This is a genomic window from Streptomyces chumphonensis (assembly GCF_014779715.1).
Taxonomy (GTDB): domain Bacteria; phylum Actinomycetota; class Actinomycetes; order Streptomycetales; family Streptomycetaceae; genus Streptomyces; species Streptomyces chumphonensis.
This window is the reverse complement of record NZ_JACXYU010000003.1, coordinates 1-23431: the sequence shown is the minus strand read 5'-3', so window position 1 is coordinate 23431 and position 23431 is coordinate 1. Positions and strand designations below refer to the sequence as shown.

At 74.8% G+C, this 23431-nt stretch carries 19 protein-coding genes and 1 rRNA gene; 5 read left to right on the top strand and 15 right to left on the bottom strand.

Features of this window, described 5'->3' with window-relative positions; all coding sequences use genetic code 11:
• Positions 1-182: 182 nt before the first annotated feature.
• From ald to IF129_RS07775, 4 genes are all read right to left on the bottom strand, one after another.
• A complete protein-coding gene (ald, locus tag IF129_RS07790) occupies positions 183-1298 on the bottom strand; it encodes an alanine dehydrogenase (RefSeq protein ID WP_191209126.1) in 1116 nt (371 codons plus the stop codon).
• A 217-nt stretch (positions 1299-1515) separates the two neighbouring features.
• Positions 1516-3747 (bottom strand): tetratricopeptide repeat protein, encoded by a 2232-nt coding sequence (locus IF129_RS07785; RefSeq protein ID WP_318153620.1) that lies wholly within the window; start codon positions 3745-3747, stop codon positions 1516-1518.
• Positions 3748-3878: 131 nt separating this feature from the next.
• Positions 3879-4535, bottom strand: coding sequence for an NUDIX domain-containing protein (locus IF129_RS07780; RefSeq protein WP_191208780.1), 657 nt, complete (start codon positions 4533-4535; stop codon positions 3879-3881).
• Positions 4532-6181 (bottom strand): CTP synthase, encoded by a 1650-nt coding sequence (locus tag IF129_RS07775; protein WP_191208779.1) that lies wholly within the window; start codon positions 6179-6181, stop codon positions 4532-4534. Before IF129_RS07775 ends, IF129_RS07780 begins: the two co-directional genes overlap by 4 nt.
• Positions 6182-6642: 461 nt before the next feature.
• Between IF129_RS07775 and IF129_RS07770 the strand changes: the two genes are divergently transcribed.
• A complete protein-coding gene (locus tag IF129_RS07770; RefSeq protein ID WP_191209124.1) occupies positions 6643-8406 on the top strand; it encodes a glycoside hydrolase family 15 protein in 1764 nt (587 codons plus the stop codon).
• Between the two features lie 33 nt (positions 8407-8439).
• The gene (locus tag IF129_RS07765) at positions 8440-9486 is read left to right on the top strand and encodes a LacI family DNA-binding transcriptional regulator (RefSeq protein WP_191208778.1); all 1047 of its coding nucleotides are present in this window, start codon (positions 8440-8442) and stop codon (positions 9484-9486) included.
• A 25-nt stretch (positions 9487-9511) separates the two neighbouring features.
• On the opposite strand, the gene IF129_RS07760 is transcribed toward IF129_RS07765, so the two are convergent.
• From IF129_RS07760 to IF129_RS07725, 8 genes are all read right to left on the bottom strand, one after another.
• Positions 9512-10705: a glycosyltransferase family 4 protein gene (locus IF129_RS07760; protein WP_381480979.1), complete on the bottom strand. Its 1194-nt coding sequence runs from the start codon at positions 10703-10705 to the stop codon at positions 9512-9514.
• A gap of 16 nt (positions 10706-10721) precedes the next feature.
• Positions 10722-12464, bottom strand: coding sequence for a DNA repair protein RecN (recN, locus tag IF129_RS07755; RefSeq protein ID WP_191208777.1), 1743 nt, complete (start codon positions 12462-12464; stop codon positions 10722-10724).
• Positions 12465-12535: 71 nt separating this feature from the next.
• Entirely contained in the window at positions 12536-13471 is a 936-nt protein-coding gene (locus tag IF129_RS07750; protein WP_191208776.1) for an NAD kinase, read from the bottom strand.
• Positions 13468-14289 carry a TlyA family RNA methyltransferase gene (locus IF129_RS07745; RefSeq protein WP_191208775.1) on the bottom strand — a complete coding sequence of 274 codons (822 nt, stop codon included), beginning with the start codon at positions 14287-14289 and terminating at the stop codon, positions 13468-13470. Before IF129_RS07745 ends, IF129_RS07750 begins: the two co-directional genes overlap by 4 nt.
• Positions 14290-14296: 7 nt before the next feature.
• Positions 14297-14566, bottom strand: coding sequence for a hypothetical protein (locus IF129_RS07740; RefSeq protein WP_224754606.1), 270 nt, complete (start codon positions 14564-14566; stop codon positions 14297-14299).
• A 10-nt stretch (positions 14567-14576) separates the two neighbouring features.
• Positions 14577-15389 carry an ABC transporter ATP-binding protein gene (locus IF129_RS07735; RefSeq protein WP_191208774.1) on the bottom strand — a complete coding sequence of 271 codons (813 nt, stop codon included), beginning with the start codon at positions 15387-15389 and terminating at the stop codon, positions 14577-14579.
• A 50-nt stretch (positions 15390-15439) separates the two neighbouring features.
• A complete protein-coding gene (locus tag IF129_RS07730; protein WP_191208773.1) occupies positions 15440-16477 on the bottom strand; it encodes a FecCD family ABC transporter permease in 1038 nt (345 codons plus the stop codon).
• Complete coding sequence (locus tag IF129_RS07725; RefSeq protein WP_191208772.1) at positions 16474-17532, bottom strand: FecCD family ABC transporter permease; 1059 nt, start codon at positions 17530-17532, stop codon at positions 16474-16476. The genes IF129_RS07730 and IF129_RS07725 overlap by 4 nt, the downstream gene beginning before the upstream one ends.
• A gap of 190 nt (positions 17533-17722) precedes the next feature.
• Here IF129_RS07725 and IF129_RS07720 point away from each other — a divergent pair, with 190 nt between their 5' ends.
• A complete protein-coding gene (locus tag IF129_RS07720) occupies positions 17723-18757 on the top strand; it encodes an ABC transporter substrate-binding protein (RefSeq protein WP_191208771.1) in 1035 nt (344 codons plus the stop codon).
• A 19-nt stretch (positions 18758-18776) separates the two neighbouring features.
• On the opposite strand, the gene IF129_RS07715 is transcribed toward IF129_RS07720, so the two are convergent.
• On the bottom strand, positions 18777-19850 hold the full coding sequence (locus IF129_RS07715) for an HAD hydrolase-like protein (RefSeq protein WP_191208770.1): 1074 nt from the start codon (positions 19848-19850) through the stop codon (positions 18777-18779).
• A 120-nt stretch (positions 19851-19970) separates the two neighbouring features.
• Here IF129_RS07715 and IF129_RS07710 point away from each other — a divergent pair, with 120 nt between their 5' ends.
• A complete protein-coding gene (locus IF129_RS07710) occupies positions 19971-21233 on the top strand; it encodes a DUF1015 family protein (protein WP_191208769.1) in 1263 nt (420 codons plus the stop codon).
• 82 nt (positions 21234-21315) lie between these two features.
• Here IF129_RS07710 and IF129_RS07705 read toward each other — a convergent pair whose 3' ends face one another.
• Positions 21316-22053: a tetratricopeptide repeat protein gene (locus IF129_RS07705; RefSeq protein ID WP_224754605.1), complete on the bottom strand. Its 738-nt coding sequence runs from the start codon at positions 22051-22053 to the stop codon at positions 21316-21318.
• 96 nt (positions 22054-22149) lie between these two features.
• Here IF129_RS07705 and IF129_RS07700 point away from each other — a divergent pair, with 96 nt between their 5' ends.
• Complete coding sequence (locus tag IF129_RS07700) at positions 22150-23115, top strand: hypothetical protein (RefSeq protein WP_191209167.1); 966 nt, start codon at positions 22150-22152, stop codon at positions 23113-23115.
• 97 nt (positions 23116-23212) lie between these two features.
• Here the strand turns inward: IF129_RS07700 and rrf are convergent.
• Positions 23213-23329, bottom strand: a 5S ribosomal RNA gene (rrf, locus tag IF129_RS07695).
• Positions 23330-23431: the final 102 nt, after the last annotated feature.

The window sequence follows — 23431 nt, the reverse complement described above, 5'->3', positions numbered from 1 at the left end:
AATCGGCTAAAACGGTTATCTTCTCCGCAAGTTGACAGGAGATCGTGGCGCAGAGTGACGACACGCCAGGAGCCCCGGTCGGACCACGAGCACGCGTGGCCCGACCGGGGCTCTGGAGAGCGGCGACGTTGACGTGACGTTGACGCAGATTGACGCGAAATCCCCCGGCGGGGGCGGGGAGGTCAGCCCAGCAGGTCGGAGAGGTCCGCCAGCGGCAGGCCGTGCGCCTCGGCGACGGGGCCGTAGACGACCTTGCCGTCATGGGTGTTGAGCCCCTTGGCCAGCGCGGCGTCCCGGCGCAGCGCCTCGGCCCAGCCCCGGTTCGCCAGCTCCAGGATGTAGGGGAGCGTGGCGTTGGTGAGGGCGTAGGTGGAGGTGTTGGGCACCGCGCCCGGCATGTTGGCGACGCAGTAGAACACCGAGTCGTGCACGCGGAACGTGGGCTCGGCGTGCGTGGTGGGACGCGAGTCCTCGAAGCAACCGCCCTGGTCGATCGCGATGTCGACAAGGACACTTCCCGGCTTCATCCGGGACACCAGCTCGTTCGTGACGAGCTTCGGGGCCTTCGCGCCGGGGATGAGCACCGCGCCGATGACGAGGTCGGCCTCCAGGACGGCCTTCTCCAGCTCGAAGGAGTTGGAGGAGATCGGCCGGACCCTGGTGCCGAAGATGCGGTCGGCCTCCCGCAGCTTGCTGATGTCCTTGTCGAGCAGGGTCACGTGGAAGCCGAGGCCCACGGCGATCTGCGTCGCGTTCCATCCGGAGACGCCGCCGCCGATGACGACGGCCTTGCCCGCGTGCACGCCGGGGACGCCGCCGGGCAGGACGCCGCGACCGCCGGCCGACCGCATCAGGTGGTACGCGCCGACCTGCGGGGCGATACGGCCCGCCACCTCGGACATCGGGGCCAGCAGCGGCAGGGCGCGGCCGGCCGTCTCGACGGTCTCGTAGGCGATGGCGGTGGTACCGGACTGGAGCAGGGCGTCGGTGCACTCGCGGGAGGCGGCGAGATGCAGGTAGGTGAAGAGGGTCTGGTCCTTGCGGAGGCGGTGGTACTCCTCCGCGATCGGCTCCTTGACCTTCAGCAGCAGATCGGCGGTGGCCCACACCTCGTCGGCGGTGTCCAGGATGGTGGCACCGGCGCCGGTGTACTCCGCGTCGGCGATGGAGGAGCCGACGCCGGCGCCGCGCTCCACGTAGACCTGGTGCCCGCCTCGGACGAGCTCGTGCACGCCGGCCGGCGTGATGGCCACGCGGAACTCGTTGTTCTTGACCTCGCGGGGGATACCGACCTTCACGTCGATCACGGTTCCTTGGGATCTGGGGGGCTGGAGACAGGCCGTGCGCGGCTGACGCCGCCGCCTCCCACATCAGGATAAATGCCCTATGACGGAAGCAGCCGCGTAGCGGTCATGATGACCACGGCTCCGCCAGTCTAATGAAGGATCGCGTCGTGTCTAGCCTTACAAACCAGGAATCTTTTCTGCGATCACTATGGAATTCGTAGGTCGCGGCTCAGGTGCCGGGCTGGGTGGGATGTGCCGCGGGGCCGGGCCCGCCCGGCTCCTCCGCTTTCCGCGCCGCACCGTCGGCACTCCCTCCCGCGTCCCCGGCACCGGGCTCCACTGCGCCGGTGCGGGGCTCCGAGCCGCTTCCCTCGCCGGCTTCCGCTTTCCCGTCCGCCGACCCCGGCCCGCCGCCGTCCGCCGGCCCCGGCCGGGGCTCCGAGCGCGGTTGGCCGAGCGCGACGGAACCGGCCGGGGGTAGGGCCGTCCCGGCCAACAGGCGCTCGGCGGCGGCCCGGTGTGCGGTGGCACCGGCCCGGTCGCCGACCCGGGCGCAGGCGTCGGCCAGCCGCAGGCTCAGGCCCGCCTCCAGCCGGACGTCCCCCGCGTCCCGCGCCCGTTCCAGGGCCTGGTGGCAGGTGCGCAGGCAGTCGTGCGCATGTCCGGCGTACTCCTGGACGCGCGCCACCTCGCTCAGCGCCCGCGCGTGGGCGTGCGGGTTCCGCAACCGGCGGTGGGCGGCGGCGGCCGATCTCCACGCCCGCAGGGCCTCCCCCCACTGCCCGGCGTAGAGGTGGACGGCGCCCAGCCGCCCGTGCAGCCGGGCCGCCCCCTCCTGGTCGCCGTGGTTCAGGCACAGGGCGAGCGCCCGTCCGTACCAGTCGGCCGCGCGCGGCCAGTCGGACTGCTCCGCGTAGGTGCCGCCGAGGCTGTCCATGGCCCGCACCGCCGCCGCGACGTCGCCCCCGCCGTCGGTACGGACGGCCGCGAGGGCCGCGCGGTAGCGCTCGACGGCGGCCGGCAGCCGTCCGGTCCAGGCGTCCAGGTCGCCGAGGTTGAGCAGGGCGGCGGCGCGCTCCCGGTGCAGGGCGCGGCGCTCGGCGACGTCCAGGACGAGTTCGTGCAGCCGGTACTGCTCCGGCGCCGTCCGCTCCGGGGGGCGGTGGGCGTTCAGTGCCCGGGCCAGCGCGGCGATGAAGCGGCGGGCGAGGGTGTCGAGCTCCCCGTCGGCCACCACGGCGCGGGCTCCGGCGAGCAGGGCCGGGAGCCGGGAGTCCAGCCAGGCCGCGGCCTCGCGCCGGGTCTCGAACCGCAGGGGGCGCGGCTGCTGGGCCAGTTCCCGGCGCGGCGCGGACCCGGCCGGCTCGGTGACGGCCCAGCAGCCGTGCAGCCGGCGCACCGCCCGCTCCAGGAGCCGCGCCCGGGCGAGCTGGACCTCCGCGGGGCGCTCGTGCTCCTCCACCTCCCGGTGCAGCAGGGCGTCCAGGCACGGCGGCACCCGCCAGGCCTCCCCGGGCAGGGGGCGCAGGAGGCCGAGGCGCGTGAACGCGTCCAGCGCGGCACGGGTGGCCGGTACGTCCCAGCCCGCCAGGGCCGCCGCCAGGGGCGCGTCGACGTAGCCGTCCGGGGCCAGGCACAGCAACCGCAGCAGGCGGGTGCGCGAGGCGGGCAGGGAGGCGTGGACCATGCGGAACGCCCGCTCCAGCGGTGTCGCACCGGGCGCGTCGGCGAGCCGCCGGGCGGCGTCCAGGACGGAGGTGTGCGGGTGCGCCGCGAGCCAGCCCCCGGCCAGGACGAGGGAGGCGGGGTGGTGCTCGCACGCGGCGGCGAGCCGGTCGGCGGCGCGGGGGTCGACGGTGATCCGCAGGTCGGAGCCGGCCCGGGAGCCGAGCAGCCGGACGGCGTCCGCCGGGTCGAGCCCGCCGAGGGTGCAGGGACGCACGTCGGGGACACCGCTGAGCGGGCCCTCGGAGGTGGCCAGCACGAGGCAGTCGCGGTCGTCCGGCAGCAGCTCGGTGAGCTGTTCGGCGGCGGCGACGTCGTCCAGGAGCAGCAGGGCTCCACGTCCGCTCAGGGCGTGGCGCAGGGCCTCGGTCAGTTCGTCGCGGTGCCCGCCGGGTGGTGCCTGGACCCCGAGGGCGTCCAGCAGGTCGCGGGCGGTCCGCTCGACGGGGACGGGCGTGCCGCCGGGGTCGGTGAGCCGTGCGCGGTGGACGCCGCCGGGGTGGTCGGCGGCGACCCTGTGGGCGAACGCCTCGGCGAGCGCGGTGCGTCCCGAGCCGGGCGCGCCGGCCACGAGGAGGACCCGGGCCCGTGGGGCGGGCCGGCCCGCCAGGGTCTCCAGCCCGGCCCGCTCGACGTCGGCCCGCAACGCGGCCAGCTCCCGTTCGCGGCCGGTGAAGGCTCCCTCGACGCCGTGAACGCCATGGCCGACATTGCTGTGCACCGCCTGATCCGTCACGCGGCGAGCGTAGTGCAGGCGCGGTCACATGCCGTGATAGGCAGGCTGTCGTATCACCGCATCGGAGGGGTGCCGCCCCGGGCGGCGCCCGTCCGGGACAGGGCGCCGCCCGGCGTGTCGGCTCCGCCGGGCTACGCGGGGTAGGGCCGTGCGGGCCAGGGCGCCTGCGCGGGCCGTAGGGCGCCCTCACCGGCACCGCCCCGGGGCCCGTCCGGCTCCCCGGTGAGCACCGCGTGCAGGGCCAGCACGCCCAGGGCGAGGATGCCGTTGTGGAGCTCGCCGGCCAGGACGCCGCGCACCAGGGCGTCGAGCGGCACGCGGGCCAGTTCCATGTCCGCCTCCTCCTCCATCGCCTCGTACCGCTCGCCCTCGGCCGCCGACAGCTCCCGGGCGAGGAAGACCCGCACCGCCTCGTCCGAGCCGCCGGGGCTGGTGTAGACGTCGGTGAGGACCCGCCAGTCCTCGGCCTTGACGTGCGCCTCCTCGTACAGCTCGCGCTGGGCGGCGTGCAGCGGGTTCTCCCCCGGCACGTCGAGCAGCCCGGCGGGCAGCTCCCACAGCCGGTGCCGCACCGGGTGCCGGTACTGCCGCAGCACCACCACCCGGCCGTCACCGTCCAGGGCCAGCACGGCGACGGAGCCGGGGTGCGTCTGGTAGTCGCGCCCGTGGACGGAGCCGTCCGGCATGACCACCCGGTCGGTGCGCACCCCGGTCTTGTGGCCCGTGAACGGCGCGGTACTGGAGCTGACCGGCCACTCCTCCGGGGTGTCGGCGGGCCGCCCGCTCAACGCTGCTCCTGCTGCCGCTCGACGGCGGCCCTGACCAGCCCGGCGAACAGCGGGTGCGGCCGGGTGGGCCGGGAGCGCAGCTCCGGGTGGGCCTGGGTGGCCACCAGGTAGGGGTGGACGTCGCGCGGGTACTCGACGTACTCGACGAGCTTGTTGTCCGGCGAGGTGCCGGAGAAGACGAGCTGCGCCTTCTCCAACTCGCCCCGGTAGGCGTTGTTCACCTCGTACCGGTGCCGGTGGCGCTCCTCGACGTAGGGCTCCCCACCGTAGACCTCGCGCACGATCGAGCCCTCGGCCAGCTTCGCCGGGTACATGCCCAGACGCATCGTGCCGCCCATGTCGCCCTCCCCGGCGACGATGTCCATCTGCTCCGCCATCGTGGAGACGACCGGGTGCGGCGCGCCGGAGTCGAACTCGGTGGAGTTGGCCCCCTCGATGCCGGCCAGGTTGCGCGCGGCCTCGATGACGATGCACTGCAGGCCCAGGCAGAGCCCGAGCAGCGGCACGCGGTGCTCCCGCGCGTAGCGGATGGCCTCGACCTTCCCCTCCACGCCGCGCTCGCCGAAGCCCCCGGGGATGCAGATCGCGTCCACGTCCCCGAGCAGCCGCTCGGCGCCGCCGGGCGCCCGGCACTCGTCGGAGGTGACCCACTTCAGCTTCACGCGGGTGCGGTTGGCGAAGCCGCCCGCCCGCAGCGCCTCCGTCACGGACAGGTAGGCGTCGGGCAGGTCGATGTACTTGCCGACGAGGGCGACGGTGACCTCGTGGTCGGGCCGGTGGACGCGGGTGAGCAGGTCGTCCCACTGCGTCCAGTCCACGTCGCGGAACGGCAGGTCCAGGCGGCGCACCACGTAGGCGTCCAGGCCCTCGGCGTGCAGCACCTTGGGGATGTCGTAGATCGACTTGGCGTCGATGGCGGCGACGACGGCGGCCTCGTCCACGTCGCACATCAGCGAGATCTTGCGCTTGATGGCGGTGGGCACCTCGCGGTCGGCGCGCAGGACGATCGCGTCCGGCTGGATGCCGATGTTGCGCAGGGCGGCCACCGAGTGCTGCGTCGGCTTGGTCTTCAGCTCGCCGGAGGGCCCGATGTAGGGGAGCAGCGAGATGTGCACGACGAAGACGTTGTCCCGGCCGACCTCGTGCCGCACCTGGCGCACGGCCTCCAGGAACGGGAGCGACTCGATGTCGCCGACCGTGCCGCCGACCTCGGTGATGACGACGTCGACCTCGTCGGTGGCCAGCCGCCGGATGCGGTGCTTGATCTCGTTGGTGATGTGCGGGATCACCTGCACGGTGTCGCCCAGGTAGTCGCCGCGCCGCTCCTTGGCGATCACCGAGGAGTAGATCTGGCCGGTGGTGACGTTGGCGGACCCGTCCAGGTCCACGTCGAGGAACCGCTCGTAGTGGCCGATGTCCAGGTCGGTCTCGGCGCCGTCGTTGGTGACGAACACCTCGCCGTGCTGGAAGGGGTTCATGGTGCCGGGGTCGACGTTCAGGTAGGGGTCGAGCTTCTGCATGGTGACCCGCAGTCCGCGGGCCTTCAGCAGCGCACCCAGGCTGGAAGCGGTCAGGCCCTTGCCGAGCGAGGAGGCGACACCCCCGGTGACGAAGAGGTGCTTGGTCGTCATGGATTTGGGCGGCATGGCCAAGAGGGGGCTCCCGTGGTCGCGAGGTGAGGTGCGCACCGGCACCTGGCCGAGGGTTCGACGGGGGTGCCGCTGCCTGAGGTTCGGGGGCCCTGCCGCCGTCGGCGGTCGGTGACCTGCCGGTGCGGCGCGGCACCCACCGCTCCACGGGCTACCAGGGTATCAGCCGGGCCGGGGCCCGGTGTGCGCGTGCGGTGCCGGACGGGAGGCGGGAGGGCACATCCGCTCCACGGCTCCACCATCATTCCGCCGGGCGTCCAGCGCCGGGTCCGACGATGTGACCGGACGGCCGGAGTCGGCCTATCGTGACGACTGGGCGGTTTCCCCGTCCAGCGTCGTATGCTGCTCGGATATTCGCTGGGCAGGAAGAGATCGAACGTCCCACGGGGGGCGTCAACGCCGTTCGACTGGAGAAGCCTGTGGCCGGGCGCATCGAGGACTACGCACTCATCGGGGACATGCAGACCGCCGCCCTGATCGGACGTGATGGCACAGCCGACTGGCTCTGCCTCCCCCGGTTCGACTCCCATGCCGTCTTCGCCGGCCTGCTCGGCACCGAGGAGAACGGCTTCTGGCGGCTGGGCCCGACACCGCTGGGCGACGAGACCCCCCGCCCGGCGACCCGGCGGCGCTACCGGGGCGACTCCCTCGTGCTGGAGTCGGAGTGGGACACCGACCGGGGCACGGTCCGCGTCATCGACTTCATGCCGCCCCGGGACGGCGCACCGCAGCTGGTGCGCATCGTGGAGGGGGTCAGCGGCCGGGTCCGGATGACGTCCGCCCTGCGCATGCGCTTCTCCTACGGCTGGGTCGTGCCGTGGGTGCACAAGGTCGACCACCGCACCGTCGCCGTCGCCGGCCCGGACTCCGTCTGGCTGGACACCGACGCCGAGACGTACGGCAAGGACCTGACGACGTACGCGGACTTCACCGTCTCACCCGGTGAGCGGGTGGCCTTCACCATCAGCTGGCAGGCCTCGCACCTCAAGCCGCCGCCGTACCCGGAGCCGGAGGTCGCCCTGGAGAACACCGAGGAGTTCTGGCGCGACTGGGTCGAGCACTGCACGTACCACGGCCCCTACCGCGAGGCCGTGGTGCGCTCGCTGATCACCCTCAAGGCGCTGACGTACGCCCCGACCGGCGGCATCGTCGCCGCGCCGACGACGTCCCTGCCCGAGGACATCGGCGGCGTGCGCAACTGGGACTACCGCTTCACCTGGCTGCGGGACGCCGCGATCACGCTCTCCTCGCTGCTGCGCACCGGCTACCGCGACGAGGCGCGGGCCTGGCGCGAGTGGCTGCTGCGCGCCGTGGCGGGCGACCCGGAGAACCTGCAGATCATGTACGGGATCGCCGGTGAGCGCGAACTGGGCGAGACGGAGCTGACGTGGCTGCCCGGCTACGAGGGCTCCACACCCGTCCGCGTGGGCAACGGCGCCGCCGGCCAGCTCCAGCTCGACGTCTACGGCGAGGTCACCGAGGCCCTGCACCTGGCCCACATGACCGGCCTGGCCCGCAACGACTACGCCAGCCTGCTCCAGCTCAAGCTCATCCGGTACCTGGAGGACCACTGGGACGAGCCGGACGAGGGCATCTGGGAGGTCCGGGGGCCGCGTCGGCACTTCGTCCACTCGAAGGTCATGGCGTGGGTCGCGGTGGACCGCACGGTCAAGCTCATCGAGTCCGGTGAGGTGGACGGCCCGCTGGAGCGCTGGCGGGACCTGCGCGACGAGATCCACCGCACGGTGTGCGAGAAGGGCTACGACAAGGAGCGCAACACCTTCACCCAGTCCTACGGCTCACGGGAGTTGGACGCCTCGCTGCTCCTCATCCCGCAGATGGGCTTCCTCCCGCCGGACGACAAGCGGGTCATCGGCACCATCGAGGCGATCCAGCGGGAGCTGTCCACCGAGGACGGCTTCGTGATGCGGTACCCGACGGCCGGGTCCACACCCGGCGTGGACGGTCTGGAGGGGGACGAGGGCGCGTTCCTGGCCTGCTCGTTCTGGCTGGCGGACGACCTGGCGATGATCGGCCGGGTCGACGAGGCGCGGCAGCTGTTCGAGCGGCTGCTCGCCCTGCGCAACGACCTCGGGCTGCTGGCGGAGGAGTGGGACCCGAAGCTCAAGCGGCAGGTCGGCAACTTCCCCCAGGCCTTCAGCCACGTGCCGCTGATCGACACCGCCCTGCGGCTGACGGCCTCCGGCGCCTACGGCGGCTGACCGCCCGGCGCACGAGCGAAGGACCCCGGACCCGTGACCGTACCCGCACCCCGTCCCACCCTGGAGGCGGTGGCCGCCCACGCCGGGGTGTCCCGGGCGACCGTGTCCCGGGTCGTCAACGGCGCCGCCGGGGTCCGGGCGGAGGTCACCGAGCGCGTGCTCGCCTCGGTGGCGGCGCTCGGCTACGTGCCGAACCGGGCCGCCCGGTCCCTCGTGACCCGCCGCACGGGCGCCGTGGCGGTCGTCATCGCCGAGCCGGAGACGCGGGTGTTCTCCGACCCGTTCTTCGCCCGGCAGCTGCGCGGCATCAGCCGGGAGCTGGCCCGGCACGACACGCAGCTGCTGCTCCTGCTCTCCGAGAGCCGCGCCGACCAGGGGCGCGTCGGCCGGTACCTGTCGGGCGGTCACGTCGACGGCGCGCTGATGTTCTCGCTGCACGGCGAGGACCCGCTGCCGTCGATGGCCGCCGCCTCCGGGCTGCCGACGGTCTTCGGCGGCCGTCCGGGGTGGGAGGGCGCCGAGGAGGACCCGCAGCTGTGCTACGTCGACACCGACAACCGGGGCGGCGCGCGGCTGGCCGTGGAGCACCTGCGCGAGCGGGGCCGACGGCGCGTCGCGGTGATCACCGGTCCGCTGGACATGACGGGCGCGCAGGACCGGCTCGCCGGGTACCGGGACGCGCTGGGCGTGACCGAGGCCGACCCGGCCCTGGTGGCCTGCGGTGACTACACCGCCGAGGGCGGCGAGCGCGCCATGGCGGAGCTGCTGGCCCGCTCCCCCGGCCTGGACGCGGTCTTCGCGTGCAGCGACCTGATGGCCTTCGGCGCCCTGCGGACGCTGCGGGCCGCCGGGCGGCGGGTCCCGCAGGACGTCGCCGTGGTGGGCTACGACGACCTGCCGCCGGGCGCGTGGCCCGAGCCCGCGCTCACGACGGTGCGTCAGGACGTCGAGGAGATGGGCTCGCTGATGGCCCGGATGCTGCTGCGGCGCCTCGGGGTGGCGGAGGCCGAGGACGGCTCCGGGGCCCCGCCCGCGTCCGTGATCACCGAGGCCCGACTGATCGTCCGCGCGACCACCTGACGCCGGGGCCGGTGCGGGGCCGTCGTCACCCGTCGCGGACGGCGCCGGCCACCTCGTCGTAGACGCTGAGGACGTGCGCGACCGTCTCGTCCTCCGTCGGGCGGCGCGCCGCCCGCTCCCGGCCCGCGCGCACGAGCCGCGCGTGCAGCTCCGGCTCGCCCAGCAGCGCGCCGACGGCCCCCGCGAGGGCGGGGGCGTCGCCGTAGGGCACCAGGAGCGCGGCGTCGCCGACGAGTTCGGGAAGGCTTCCGGCCGGGGTGGCGACCAGCGGCACACCCGAGCGCAGCGCCTCCTGGGCGAGCAGTGAGCGTCCCGTCCACCGGGCACCGAGGACGGCGACGTCGGCGGCGGCCAGCAGGGCCGTGGTGTCGTCCCGGCGCCCGAGCAGGACGACGGGCAGGCCCTCGTCGGTGATCCGGCGGTGCAGGGCGGCCCGTTCGGGCCCTTCGCCGACGACGGCCACCAGCGGCTGCGGGTCGAGCTCCCGCCAGGCCCCGGCGGCGGTGAGGAGGGTGTGGTGGCCCTGGTCGGGCGTGAGCCTCCCCACCGCGAGGACGAGGGGCCGTGCGACGGCGCCCAGGTCCGCGCGGAGTTTGGCCCGACCGGACTCCTCGGCCGGCGCCGCCCCGTCGCCGGAACCGGTCGCACCGGCCGCGCCGGCCGCCGGGGCCGGGCCGGGCAGCGCGACGGGGGCGAGCCGCGCGTCCCGGGCGCCGCGGCGGCGGGCCCGCCGCACCAGGTCCGGCGTCGCCCCCAGCACGACGCGGGCGGTCCGGGCGACGCGGCGTTCCAGCAGCCGGGCCACGGACGCCTGAACGCCCTCCGGGTGCCCCCGGCGGTGCCAGGTGACGACGAGCGGAACGCGGCTGCGGCCCCGCAGGGCCAGCACGGCGACGAGCGCCGCCCACATCCCGTGCGCGTGGACGAGGTCGGCCCCCTCGGCGATGTGGCGGAGTAACGCGACGGCGCGCGCCCGCTGGTGCACGGGCAGCGGCGCGACGTGCGCTCCGGCCGCCGTGAACCGGAAGCACCGCTCGGCGCCCGGCGGCGCGCACACCGTCACCCGCAGACCGCGCGCGGCGAGCCCGGCGGCGAGGGACCGTACGTGCGCGCCGACCCCCGCCCCCGTTCCGGCGTACACCTGGACGGTGTGCAGCGGCAGCCGGGAGAAGGCGGCGGCTCCGGGCGGGGGCCCGGGTGGGGCGGGCGGGTTGGGCACGTGGTCCACGGCTCCCTCAGCGGTCCGCGCGGGCGGCGTCGAGCAGTTCCTCGGCGTGGGCGCGGGCGAGTTCGGAGTCCTCCTGACCCGCGAGCATCCGGGAGAGCTCCCGGACGCGCTCCTCGCCGTCGAGCGCCTGGACGCCGCTGCGGGTGACCGAGCCCTCGCTCGTCTTGCGGACCGCCAGGTGGCGGTCGGCGAAGGCCGCGACCTGCGGCAGGTGGGTGACGACGACCACCTGGGCGGTGCGGGCCAGCCGGGCCAGCCGCCGCCCCACCTCGACGGCCGCCTTGCCGCCGACACCGGCGTCGACCTCGTCGAACAGGTAGGTCGGTACGGGTGCCGAGCCCGCGAAGACCACCTCGACGGCGAGCATCACCCGGGAGAGTTCACCGCCGGAGGCGCCCTTGGCGATGGGCCGCGCGGGCGCGCCGGGGTGCGGGGCGAGCAGCAGTTCGACCTCGTCGGTGCCGTGCGGCCCGTAGGCGACGGTACGCCCGTCGACGTCCAGCCCGCCCGGGTCGTCCGTGCGTCGCAGGGCGAACGAGACGCGCGCGTGGGGCATGGCGAGTTCGGCCAGCTCCCCGGTGACGGCGTCGGCGAACCGCTTGGCCGCGTCCTGCCGGGCCTCGGTGAGGTCGACGGCGAGCCGGGACAGTTCGGCGCGCAGGGCGTCGCGTTCGGCGGCGAGACCGTCGATCCGGTCGTCGTCGCCCTCCAGCTCGGCGAGCCGGGCGGCGCCCTCCTCGGCCCAGGCGAGGACGGCGGTGATGTCCTCGCCGTACTTGCGGGTGAGCTGGGCGAGGGCGGCGCGGCGTTCCTCGACGGCGGCGAGTCGCAGGGGGTCGGCGTCCAGGCCGTCGGCGTACCCGGCCAGTTCACCGGCGATGTCGGCGAGGACGATCTGCGCCTCGCCGAGCCGGTCGGCGAGGTGGGCGAGGGCGGGGTCGTGGGCGCGGACGGCGTCCAGGGCACGGTGGGCGCCGGAGACCAGGGCGGCGGCGTCGACGGACTCCGGGTCCGCCGGGTCGCCGGCGAGCGCCCCGTGGGCGGTGGCGGCGGCCGAGGCCAGCGCCTCGGCGTGGCCCAGCCGTTCGGCCTCGGTGGCCAGCTCGGTGTCCTCGCCCGGCCGGGGCTCGGTGGCGGCGACCTCCTCCAGACCGAAGCGCAGCAGGTCCGCCTCCTGGGCCCGTTCACGGGCCCGGGTGGTCAGCTCCTCCAGCTCGGCCGCGACGCCGCGCAACCGCCGGTAGGTCTCGCGCCACCGCTCCAGCGGGGCGGCGACGGCCTCGCCCGCGAACCGGTCCAGCGCCCGGCGCTGCCGGGCCGGGCGCAGCAGGCCCTGCTGGTCGGTCTGGCCGTGCACGGCGACGAGGTCGTCGCTCAGCTCGCCGAGCAGGCCGACGGGGACGGAGCGGCCGCCCAGGTGGGCGCGGGAGCGGCCCTCGGCGGAGACGGTGCGGGTGACGAGCAGGGCGCCCTCGTCGAGCTCCGCGCCCGCCTCGACGGCGCGGCGGGCCGCCGGCGCGTCCTCGGGGACGGCGATGCGGCCCTCGACGACGGCGGCCTTCGCGCCCACCCTGACGAGCCCCGCGTCCGCCCGGCCGCCGAGCAGCAGTCCGAGGCTGGTGACGACCATGGTCTTGCCGGCGCCCGTCTCGCCCGTCACCGCGGTGAACCCGGGAGAGAGCTCGAAGGCGGCGTCGTCGATGACACCCAGGGCCTGAATCCGCATCTCCTCCAACACGGGTACGACCATAGCCGCTCGCCCGGCGGGGCCGGCTCCGGTGGGCCCAGGAGGCCCCGCCTCCCGGGCCCGGACCCGGGGCGTCAGTGGGGCGCGCCGCGCCAGCCCGCCACGGGGAGGGCGAACTTGGCGACCAGACGGTCCGTGAAGAGGGCGTGGTGGAGACGGGCGAGCCGGACGGGCACCGCGCCTCGGCGGACCTCGACGCGGGCGCCCGCGGGCAGCTCCACCGTGCGGCGTCCGTCGCACCACAGCACGCCGTTGGGCGTCTGGGGCTGCACCTCGACGGCGAGCACCGACGCCGGGGAGGTCACCAGCGGCTTGGCGAACAGGGCGTGCGCGCTGATCGGCACCATGAGCAGCGCCTCCACCTGCGGCCACACCACCGGTCCGCCGGCCGAGAAGGCGTAGGCCGTGGAGCCGGTCGGCGTGGCGCACACGACGCCGTCCCCGCCGAAGCGGGAGACGGGGCGGCCGTCGACCTCGGTGACGACCTCCAGCATGCGTTCCCGGGCGGCCTTCTCCACGGACGCCTCGTTCAGCGCCCAGTCGGTGTGCACGGGTTCGCCGTCGGAGCCGCCGTTGCGCACGAGGACGTCGATCGTCATGCGTTCCTCGACCTCGTAGTCGCGGGCGACGACCCGCTGCACGACGCGGTCCAGGTCGTCCCGTTCGGCCTCGGCGAGGAAGCCGACGCGGCCGAGGTTGACGCCCAGCATGGGCACCCCGGAGGCGCGGGCGAACTCGGCGCCGCGCAGCAGCGTGCCGTCGCCCCCGAGGACGACGATCAGCTCGCACCCGGACAGCACGTCCTCCTGCTCGGGGTGGACGGCCCGCACCGCCTCCGGCAGCGGCAGGTCGCGGGCCTCGTCCGCGAGCACGCGCACGTGGAGGCCGTGGCGCAGCAGGCCCTGGACGAGCAGTTCGGCGCTGCGCACGGCGGCCGGCCGGCCGGTGTGCGCGAGCAGGAAGACGGTGCGCTGCGGTGCCGGGTCGCTGTCGCTGGTCACGGTCGTCACTGGGGCCCCTCCGCCACGGCTCGGTCGACGTCGGCCGGGTCGAGGTCGGGTGCCCCGGCACGCAGCCACAAGAAGTATTCGACATTGCCGGACGGTCCGGGGAGAGGGCTTGCCGTGACGCCGAGCACGCCGAGCCCGAGGGCCGCCGCCCGTGCCGCCACGCTGCGCACCGCCTCGGCCCGCAGCCCCCGGCCGCGCACGACGCCGCCGCTGCCGAGGCGTTCGCGTCCGACCTCGAACTGCGGCTTGACCATCAGTACGAGGTCGGCGTCCGGCGCCGAGCAGTTGACGAGGGCGGGGAGCACCAGGCCCAGCGGGATGAAGGACAGGTCCCCGACGACGAGGTCGGCGCGCGCGCCGTCGATCGCCTCGGGCGTGAGCTCGCGCACGTTGGTGCGGTCCTTGACCACGACGCGTTCGTCGCTGCGCAGGCTCCAGGCCAGCTGGCCGTAGCCGACGTCCACGGCGTAGACGCGCCGCGCGCCCGCGCGCAGGAGGACGTCGGTGAACCCGCCGGTGGAGGCGCCCGCGTCCAGGGCGATCCGGCCGCCGACGGTCAGCCCGCGCGGGCCGAACGCGGCGAGCGCCCCGGCCAGTTTGTGGCCGCCGCGGGAGACGTAGTCCGGGTCGTCGGCGTCGTCGCGCACGACGATGGCCGCGCCCGTCTCGACCTGGGTGGCGGACTTCGCCGCCGTCGTGCCGCCCACGGTGACGCGCCCGGCGGCGATCAGCTGGCCGGCGTGCTCGCGCGAGCGCGCCAGCTTGCGGCGTACCAGTTCCGCGTCGAGTCGGGCGCGGCGTGGGCGTGTTGCGGCCACCTGAGGTTCAGCTCCCGGGATCGTGCTGGTCCAGCGCGGTCAGCGTGCTGCGCAGACCACGGTGCACATCTTCGTACACGGCCAGGTGGTCCTCGACGGCGAGGCGGTCGGCGTCGGCCAGCCGCGTCAGGCCGGCGTCCACCTCGGCGTGGCCGGTCGGGCGGACGTCCACGCCGAGGGGACGCGGGCCGACGGGCTCGGCCCCGGGCCCACCGGACACGCCGGGCTCGTGCTCCCCGGGCTCGGGGGCCGCCCCGGTCTGCTCCGTACGCTCCATGCCGCCGACGCTACACGGCCGTCCGCCTGCGGGCGGCCGGTACCACCAGCGGTGTTCCGGTCTCGGGGTCGTCGATGACCTGGCAGCGCAGTCCGAAGACCTCCTCCACCAGCGCGGCGGTCACGATGTCGCCCGGTGCGCCCTCGGCGACGATCCGGCCCTCCCGCAGGGCGATGAGGTGGGTGGCGTAGCGGGCCGCGTGGTTGAGGTCGTGGAGGACGGCGACGAGGGTGCGCCCCTGTTCCTCGTGCAGCTCGGCGCACAGGTCGAGCACGTCGATCTGGTGCTGGATGTCGAGGTAGGTGGTGGGTTCGTCGAGCAGCAGGATCGGCGTCCGCTGGGCGATGGCCATGGCGATCCACACCCGCTGGCGCTGGCCGCCGGAGAGCTCGTCGACGAAGCGGTCGGCCAGCGCCGCGACGCCGGTCGCCGCCATGGACTCGGCGACGATCCGCTCGTCGTCCCTCGACCACTGCCGCAGCAGCCCCTGGTGCGGGTACCGGCCACGGGCCACCAGGTCCGCGACGGTGATGCCGTCCGGGGCGATCGAGGACTGCGGAAGCAGCCCGAGGGTGCGGGCGACCTGCTTGGCGGGCCGGGTGTGCAGGTCGTGGCCGTCCAGCAGGACGTGCCCCGCCCGGGGCCGCAGCATCCGGGCGAGCGCCCGCAGCAGGGTGGACTTGCCGCAGGCGTTCGGGCCCACGATGACCGTGAAGGAGCCGTCGGGCACGGCGACGTCCAGGCCCGCGGCGATGACGCGCTGGTCGTAGGCGAGGGTGAGCCCCTCCCCGTGCAGTCGGCCGGTGGTCGGGGGGCCGCCCATGGTGGTCCTCTCCTCGTGTGGTCGGTGACGTCGCGCGTCGTCCGGCGGGGTCATATCCGGCCCGCCCGGCGTTCGGTGGCCAGCAGCCACACCAGATAGGCCCCGCCGACCAGGCCGGTGACGACGCCGACGGGCAGCACCCGCCCGGTGACGGCGTGCTGGGCCAGGAGGTCGGCGCCGACGAGCAGCGCGGCGCCCACGCACAACGACGGCAGCAGGTTCGCGCCGGGGGCGCGGGTCAGTCGGCGGGCCAGCTGCGGCGCCGTCAACGCCACGAAGGACACCGGCCCGGCGGCGGCGGCCGCCGCCGCGGTCAGCAGGACGGCGGCGGCGAGCAGCGTGAGCCGCAGCCGTTCGACGCGCACGCCGAGCGCGGCTGCGGCGTCGTCGCCCATCTCCAGCAGCCGCAGGGCCCGGCCGCCGCCGAGCGCCAAGGGCAGCAGGGCCACCAGCACGGCCAGCAGCGGCAGCGCGCTGTCCCAGCCGCGCCCGTCGAGGCTGCCCGTGAGCCACAGCACGGCCCGGCCCGCCTCGGTGATCTGAGCGCGGGTGAGCAGGTAGCCGTTGACGCCGGTGAGCACGGCCATGACGCCGATGCCGATGAGGACGAGCCGGTAGCCGTGCACCCCCTGGCGCCAGGCGAGGGCGTAGATCAGGGCACCGGTCAGCAGGCCGCCCAGCGCCGCGCCGCCGGCCAGCGCGAGGCTGCTCCCACCCGCCAGGACGATCACGGCCAGGGCCCCGGTGGCCGCGCCCTGCGTGAAGCCGAGCACGTCCGGGCTGCCGAGCGGGTTCCGGGTGAGCGACTGGAACAGGGCTCCGGCCGTGCCGAGCGCGGCCCCGACGAGCAGTCCGGTGACCACGCGGGGCAGCCGGACGTCGTTCACGACGAACGCGTCGGCCGGGTGGCCCTGCCCGGCGATCGTGCGCAGGACGTCGGCGGGCGGCAGCGGGTACTCGCCGCTGCCGACGGCGACGACGGCCACCGCGAGGGCCAGCACGGTGCACACCGCGACCACGGCCAGCGCCCTCGGGTGCCAGCGCAGGGAGTAGCGGCCCCACCGGGCCGTCCGCAGGGTCCCGCTCATGCCCGGGCCACCTTCCGGCGTCGTACGAAGTGGAGGAAGACGGGCCCGCCCAGTACTGCCGTGACGATGCCGACCTGCAGCTCGCCGGGGCGGCCCAGGACACGCCCGAGCACGTCGCTGCCGAGCAGCAGGACGGGGGCGAGCACGGCGCAGTAGGGCAGCATCCAGCGCAGGTCGGGGCCGGTGAGCGAGCGGACGAGGTGCGGGACGATGAGGCCCACGAAGACGATCGGACCGCAGGCCGCCGTCGCCGCCCCGCACAGCAGGGTCACGGCGGCGATGGCGCCCGTGCGGACGAGCGCGGGCCGGGCCCCGAGTGCGCGAGCCGCGTCGTCACCCATCGCCATCGCGTTCAGCGGCCGGCCGAGGGCGAGGGCGAGCAGCGCCCCGACGGCGACGAAGGGCAGCAGCTGGCCGACGACGTCGGCGCGCGCGCTCGCCAGCGAGCCGACCGTCCAGAACCGCATCCGCTCCAGGGAAGCGGCGTCCAGCAGCATGGCGGCGTTGACGTAGGAGTACAGCGCCGCGTTGAGCGCCGCTCCGGCCAGCGCGAGCCGCGCGGGCGTGGCGCCCCGCCCGCCGCCGACGGCGTAGACGAGCACGGAGACGGCGGCGGCCCCGGCGAAGGCGAACCACACGTAGCCGGTGTAGGTGCTCAGCCCCAGGAAGGCGATGGCCGAGACCACGGCCGCCGAGGCGCCCGCGTTGATGCCGAGGAGTCCGGGATCGGCAAGCGGGTTGCGGGTGAGCGCCTGCATCACACCGCCCGCCAGGCCGAGGGCGACCCCGGCGAGCAGGCCGAGCAGGGTGCGCGGCAGCCGCATGTCGTGCACGACGGTGTGGTCGGGCGAGGCGGGGTCCGTGAGGCCGGGCCAGACGGCGGCGAGCGGGAGCTGCTTGGCGCCGATCGCGATGCTGAGGACGAGCACCAGCAGCAGGACCAGCAGGGCGCCGAGCAGCCCCGCGGCGCGGACGGTGTGCCGGTGGCGGAGCCCTGCGGCCGTCGGCCCGGAGGCGGAACGGACCCCGGGGGCGGGGGACTTGGTGAGCGTCACGTACGGGCTCCGGTCGGGGCCGCCGGGTGTGGGACGCCCCGGCGCTGGACAAAGGCTTAGGTTAGGTTAACCTAACGCCACTGCCGGAGGGTCTGGCCCCAGAGGTACGCGGCCACGCCCCCGACACCAGCCCGCCCGCACGTCAACGTGGCAGGCCGGCAGCCCCGCACGTCCGAAAGAAGGCACCACCATGTCCGCAGCACGCAAGCACCCCCTCTCCCGACGCGGCCTGCTCACGGCGGGCGGCGCCCTCGGCGCGGGCGCACTGCTGGCCGGCTGCGGCACCGGGACGAAGGGCGGTTCCGACCCGGCTCCGAAGGACGGCGGCGAGGCGTGGTCGTTCACCGACGACCGGGGCGAGAAGGTCACCGCGGACAGCCGTCCCGGGCGCATCGTCGCCTTCACCGGGACCGCCGCCGCCCTGCACGACCTGGGCCTGGGCGACCGGATCGCCGGCGTCTTCGGGGAGACCCGGCAGAAGGACGGCACGCCCGACCCGCTGGCCGGTGAACTCGACATCGACGCGGTCGAGATCGTCGGCAACGCCTACGGCGAGTTCAGCCTCGAGACGTACGCCAAGCTCCGCCCGGACCTGCTCGTCACCCACCAGTACGACCCCGGCGCCCTGTGGTACGTGCCCGAGGAGAGCAAGCAGAAGATCCTCGAACTGGCCCCCGACGTCGCCGTCGTCGTCGCCCGCGTCCCGCTGCCCGAGCCGATCCGCCGCTACGCCGAGCTCGCGGAGTCGCTGGGCGCCGACCTGAAGTCGAAGCAGGTCACCCGGGACAAGCAGCGCTTCGAGGCCGCCGCCGAGTCCCTGCGGCAGGCCGCGAAGGCCGCCGGCGGGCTGCGCGTCCTGGCGGCCTCCGGCGCGGCCGACCACTTCTACGTCTCCAACCCGGGCGTCAGCAGCGACCTCATGTACTTCAAGGAGCTCGGCGTCGACATCGTTGTCCCCGAGAAGCCGGACGCCGGCGACTACTTCGAGACGCTGAGCTGGGAGAACGCCGCCAAGTACGAGGCCGACCTCATCATGCTCGACAGCCGCACCGTCGCCCTCCAGCCCGACGCGCTGGAGTCCAAGCCGACCTGGCGGGAGCTGCCGGCCGTCAAGGCCGGCCAGGTCACCCCCTGGGACACCGTGCCCCGCTTCAGCTGGGCCGGCAGCGCCCCCCTGCTGGAGGACCTCGCCGAGGCCGTCCGGAACGCGAAGAAGCTCGGCTGACGCCCCGGCCCGGCCCGCCTCACGCCAGGCCGAGGCGGGCCAGCGCCCGGTCCGCCTCGGCCTCGCAGCCGCCGTCCCCCGCCGCGCTCCACGCGGCGGCGCACAGGGCGCGCAGCCCGTCGATGGGATCGCCCGCGCCGTCCAGGAGCAGTTCCCGGTGCCCCGCCCGGGCCGTCCAGCCGCCGCAGCTGAAGCCGCCCCCGTCGGCCGTCGCCCCGGGGCCCCGCTCGTCGCCCGGTTCGGCGGCCGGCTGGGGGCGTGGCCCGGGGTGCGGCACGAGGACGCCCCGCAGGTCGGCCGCCACGAACGTCGGCCGGTGCTCGGGACGGGCCCGCAGGAGCTGCGCGGCGTCGCACACCCCCGTCAGCACCAGCAGCGAGTCGACGCCGCCGGCGTGCGCGCCCTCGATGTCGGTGTCCAGCCGGTCCCCCACCACCAGCGGCCGGCGGGCGCCGGTGCGCAGGATCGTCTCCCGGTGCATGGGCGGGCGCGGCTTGCCCGCCACCCGCGGTTCGGGTGCCTCCCGCATCCAGCGGGTCGCGATGCGCACGACCTCCACCGCCGCGCCGTTTCCCGGCGCGATGCCCCGGCCGGTGGGGATGGTCAGGTCGGTGTTGGACGCGTACCAGGCCGCCCCCCGTCCCACCGCGAGCGCCGCCTCGGCCAGCCGCGCCCAGGCGAGCTCCGGCCCGCCGTACCCCTGCACGACGGCCACCGGCTCGTCGTCGGCGCCCTCCACGACCGTCAGCCCGCGCTCGGCCAGCGCCACCCGCAGCCCCTCGCCGCCCACGCACAGCACCCGCGCCCCCGGCGCGACCTCCTCCGCGATGAGCCGCGCCACCGCCTGCGCCGAGGTGACCACCTCCGACGGCTCCGCCGCGACCCCCAGCCGGGTCAGGTGCGCGGCGACCACCTCAGGGGTCCGTGCGGCGTTGTTCGTGACGTACGCCAGCCGCATCCCCGCCGAGCGGGCCGCCGCCAGCGCGCCGACGGCGTGCTCCACCGCCTGACCGCCCGCGTAGACGACGCCGTCGAGGTCGAGCAGCGCGGTGTCGTACGCCTCGGCGAGCGGAAGCTGTGACGATCGCAGCATGGGACGGGGTCTCCTCGGGGTCGCGGGTTCACACAAGCCGTCGGTCGGATGATCCTCAGGTCGTCCGATCATCTCTCACCCACGCCCCGGCGGTCTGGACAGGCGGCTTAGCATGCAGGGATGCATGCTGACGGTCTGCGCCTCGCCCCCTTCCGCGGTCTTCGCTACGCACCCGAACGGGTCAGCAGTCTCGCCGCCGTCACCTCGCCCCCGTACGACGTCGTGGTCCGCCCCGACCAGGTGCACCAACTGGAGACGGCCGACCCCTACAACATCGTCCGGCTCATCCTGCCCCAGACCGCCGACCCCACCGCACGGCACCGGCAGGCGGCCGACACCCTCCACGCGTGGGAGGCCGAGGGCGTCCTCACCCGCGACGAGAAGCCCGCGCTGTACGTGTACGAACAGCGCCGGGGCGAGATCCTGCAACGCGGACTCATCGGCGCGCTGCGCCTGACCGCCCCCGAGGAACGCGTCGTCCTCCCGCACGAGGACGTCATGCCCCAGGTCGTCGAGGACCGGCTCGCCCTGATGCGCGAGACGGCGGCGAACCTCGAACCGCTCCTGCTCTCCTACCGGGGCGACGGCACCGCCACGGGCGCCACCGCCGTCATCGAACGGGCGACCCGCCGCAGCCCGCTGCTCACCACGACGACGAGCGACGGTTTCGCCCACCGCCTGTGGTCCGTGACCGACCCGGCGGAACTCGCCGAGGCCGAAGCCGACCTGGCCGCCCGCCGCGCCCTCATCGGCGACGGCCACCACCGCTGGGCGACCTACCTCCGCCTCCGGGCCGAGCGGCCCGACCGCCCGGCCTGGCAGTACGGACTCGTGCTGCTGGTCGACACCGCCCGCTACCCCCTCCACGTCAGCGCCATCCACCGCGTCCTGCCCCGCCTGGCTCCGCGGGACGCGCTCGGCACGCTCGGCGACGCCTTCCGCGTCCGCCCCGTACCGGGCCCCCTCCCGGCCGCCCTCACCGTGCTGGAGAAGACGCCCGGCAACGCGTTCCTGCTCACCGGCGGTCCGGAGGAGTACCACCTGCTCGACCGGCCCGCGCCCGAACTGCTCGCCTCGGCGGTCCGGCAGGACCGGCCCGCCGCCTGGCGCCGACTGGACGCGACCGTCCTGCACGCCGCACTCCTCGACGCCGTCTGGGGCGTTCCCGACCGCGCCACGGACATCCAGTACCTGCACTCCGCCGAGGCCGCGGTCACCAAGGCGACGCAGACCGGCGGCACCGCCGTGCTCATGCGGCCCACCCCGGAGTCGGAGGTACGGGAACTGGCCGAGCAAGGTGTGACCATGCCGCGCAAGTCCACGTCGTTCGGCCCGAAGCCGGCCACCGGCCTCGTCCTGCGCACGCTCGACGAGAACTCCTGACGTCGGGGGCTGCTCCCCGAGCACGTCGTGGGGCGGAACCCCCGATCGGGTTCCGCCCCACGCCCCTCACACCGGCGCCCGGTCAGTCCCCGAGCGAACGCCCTTCCGGTGCCTCCGGACCGTCGTCTCGGGAACCCTCGGCCTCCGCCGCCTTGTGGGAAGCGTCCTCGGTCCCGCGGTCGGCCTCCGGGTCGGCCTCCGGGTCGAACGCGTCCAGGAACTCGATGCCGTCCAGCTCCGCGAGGCGGTCGGACGCGTCGGTCGTCCCGTTCTGGTCGGCCTCCAGCGCCCTGGCGAACCAGTCCCGGGCCTCCGCCTCACGGCCGACCTCCAGCAGCGCGTCCGCGTAGGCGTAGCGCAGGCGCGCGGACCACGGCTGCACGGAGCTCGACGCCAGTTCCGGGCTCTGCAACGTGACCACGGCGGCCTCCGTCTGACCCATGTCGCGGCGGGCGCCCGCCGCGACCAGGCGCATCTCGACCTGACCGGCCTTGTCGAGCTTCTTCACCTCGGGCTCGCCCGCCATGGCCAGTGCCTTTTCGGGACGACCCATGCCGCGCTCGCAGTCCGCCATGACCGGCCACAGGTGCTGCGACCCCGTCATCCGCCGCGCGGCACGGAACTCCGCCAACGCCTCGGCGTACTTCTCAGCCCCATAGGCCGCGAAGCCCATGGCCTCCCGCACCGTCGCGACCCGCGAGGCGAGCCGCAGGGCGACCTTCGCGTAGCCGTAGGCCCGCTCGGGGTCCTCGTCCAGCAGCCGGGCCACCATGACCAGGTTCTTGGCCACATCCTCAGCGAGCGTCTTCGGCAGGCTCATCAGGTCCTGGCGAACGTCCTTGTCGACCTCGTCGCCGGTGACGTCCTCGGGAATCGGCAGGCGCCGGACGTACTCGCGCGGCCGATCGTCACGCCCGTGGTCATCCCGGCGCGGCCCACGCGGCCCACCACCGCTGCGGAATCCGCCGCGACCGCGGTCGTCGCGGCCCCGGTCCTCACGACGGTCCTCACGACCCCTCGGCCCACCATACGGCCGCCGCTCGTCACGCCGGTCGTCGCGCCGGAAGCCGGGACGCTCGTCACGCGGACGGAACTCCCGCCGCCCCTCACGCCGGTCGTCCCGTCGGTCGTCACGCCGGTCGTCGCGCCGGAAGCCGGGACGGTCGCCACGGGGACGGAACTCCCGCCGCTCACCGCCACGATCGTCCCGACGCCCCTCGCGCCGATCATCCCGCCGCTCGTCACGCCGGAAGTCCGGACGGTCATCACGCGGACGGAACTCCCGCCGCCCCTCACGCCGGTCGTCCCGTCGCTCGTCACGCCGGAAGTCCGGACGGTCACCCCGGGGGCGGAACTCCCGCCGCCCGTCGCGCCGGTCGTCGCGGCGGGCGTCACGCCGGAAATCGGGACGGTCACCGCGCGGGCGGAACTCCCGCCGCTCACCGCCACGATCGTCCCGACGCCCCTCGCGCCGATCATCCCGCCGCTCGTCACGCCGGAAGTCCGGACGGTCGCCACGGGGACGGAACTCCCGCCGCTCACCGCCACGATCATCGCGTCGAAAGCCAGAGCCACCCCGGTCGTCGTCGCGGTTGCCGAAGGGCCGGCGTCCGTCCCGACGCTCGTCGGACCGGCCACCGCCGCGACGGTCGTCATCGCGACGGAACGAGGGGCGGCCATCACCCCGCCCACCGTCACGACGGAATCCGCCCCGGTCTCGGTCGTCATCGCGACGCGGGCCCCGAGGCCGGTCGTCGCGGTCACGGCGGAAGCCCTGTCCGCCGTCTCGGCGGTCGCCGCGCCCGAAGCCACCTCGGTCACCGCCACTCTGTCGACGCGGCCGGTCCGGCCTGTCCGGCCTGCCGGACCGCTCATCCGGTGAATTGGTCATCGAGGTGACTCCTTGGTCTGTGGTGCGAAAACAAAAAAGGACCCCTGGTCCCAGCATGTCGCTGGGACCAGGGGTCCTCTCAAAGATTGTTCGGCGGCGTCCTACTCTCCCACACACTCCCGCATGCAGTACCATCGGCGCTGAAAGGCTTAGCTTCCGGGTTCGGAATGTAACCGGGCGTTCCCCTAACGCTATAACCACCGAAACCCTATCACCGCTCGAGAAGCGGAAAACTGACAAGGTCAGCGAACAAGCACTCTGTTCAGTTGATTCTCTAGCTGAACCGAAGCAGTTTGCTGCCTGGGAG

Coding starts and splice junctions, on each gene's coding strand:
- IF129_RS07710 (WP_191208769.1), top strand. CDS start 19,971: ATGCATGCTGACGGTCTGCGCCTCGCCCCCTTCCGCGGTCTTCGCTAC.
- IF129_RS07730 (WP_191208773.1), bottom strand. CDS start 16,477: ATGAGCGGGACCCTGCGGACGGCCCGGTGGGGCCGCTACTCCCTGCGC.
- IF129_RS07775 (WP_191208779.1), bottom strand. CDS start 6,181: ATGCCGCCCAAATCCATGACGACCAAGCACCTCTTCGTCACCGGGGGT.
- IF129_RS07735 (WP_191208774.1), bottom strand. CDS start 15,389: ATGGGCGGCCCCCCGACCACCGGCCGACTGCACGGGGAGGGGCTCACC.
- IF129_RS07705 (WP_224754605.1), bottom strand. CDS start 22,053: ATGAGCCTGCCGAAGACGCTCGCTGAGGATGTGGCCAAGAACCTGGTC.
- IF129_RS07720 (WP_191208771.1), top strand. CDS start 17,723: ATGTCCGCAGCACGCAAGCACCCCCTCTCCCGACGCGGCCTGCTCACG.
- IF129_RS07715 (WP_191208770.1), bottom strand. CDS start 19,850: ATGCTGCGATCGTCACAGCTTCCGCTCGCCGAGGCGTACGACACCGCG.
- IF129_RS07740 (WP_224754606.1), bottom strand. CDS start 14,566: ATGGAGCGTACGGAGCAGACCGGGGCGGCCCCCGAGCCCGGGGAGCAC.
- recN (WP_191208777.1), bottom strand. CDS start 12,464: ATGGTCGTACCCGTGTTGGAGGAGATGCGGATTCAGGCCCTGGGTGTC.
- IF129_RS07770 (WP_191209124.1), top strand. CDS start 6,643: ATGCAGACCGCCGCCCTGATCGGACGTGATGGCACAGCCGACTGGCTC.